At 72.8% G+C, this 696-nt stretch carries 2 protein-coding genes; both read left to right on the top strand.

The features are described 5' to 3' along the window. Positions 1–352, top strand: a 352-nt coding sequence (locus VT50_RS38150) for an acyl carrier protein (protein WP_240529515.1), incomplete at its 5' end; no start/stop codon positions are given. Further along, positions 352–696 (top strand): beta-ketoacyl synthase N-terminal-like domain-containing protein (locus tag VT50_RS38145; protein WP_143645424.1); only part of this gene is annotated, 345 nt, incomplete at its 3' end. The genes VT50_RS38150 and VT50_RS38145, both read left to right, overlap by 1 nt.

Here is a 696-nt window from a genome sequence, read left to right as displayed (position 1 = left end):
CTCGCTCACCGCCGTCGAACTGCGCAACCGGCTCGGCCGCGCCACCGGCCTTGACCTGCCGACCACGCTGGTGTTCGACCGGCCGACCCCGCAGGAGCTGGCGCGCCACCTCGGCGAGGAACTTCTCGGTGGCCCGCTGGGATGGGCCGACCTGATGTCCGACGTGGACGGCCTGTCGGACGCGCTCGCAGCGGCCACCGTGACCGAGGCGGAACGGGCCCAGCTGACCGTGCGGCTGCGGATGCTGATGTCGCGGTGGAACGGCGACGCGGACGATCCGGACAGCGGTGCCGAACCCGCCACCGACGAGGAACTTTTCGACTTCATCGACAAGGACCTGGGGGTCTCCTGATGGACACCGAGGAGAAGCTCCGCGGCTATCTGCGACGAGTGGTCGCCGACCTGCGGCAGACCCAGCAGCGGCTGGCCGAGACCGGCGAGCCGATCGCGATCGTCGGCATGGGCTGCCGGTTCCCCGGCGACGTCGGGTCGCCGGAGGACCTGTGGCGGCTGGTGGCCACCGACGGCGACGGGCTGACCGCCCTGCCCGCCGACCGCGGCTGGGACATCGCGGAGCTGGTCGACCCCGATCCCGAGCGGCCGGGCACCAGCTACGCCTCCCAGGGTGGCTTCCTGCGCGACGCCGCCGCCTTCGACCCCGGGTTCTTCGGCATCTCGCCGCGCGAGGCGCTGGCC

This window comes from Streptomyces antioxidans (assembly GCF_000968685.2).
Classification (GTDB): domain Bacteria; phylum Actinomycetota; class Actinomycetes; order Streptomycetales; family Streptomycetaceae; genus Streptomyces; species Streptomyces antioxidans.
The sequence above is the reverse complement of the archived record's forward strand: the minus strand, read 5'-3'. Positions and strand labels throughout refer to the sequence as shown.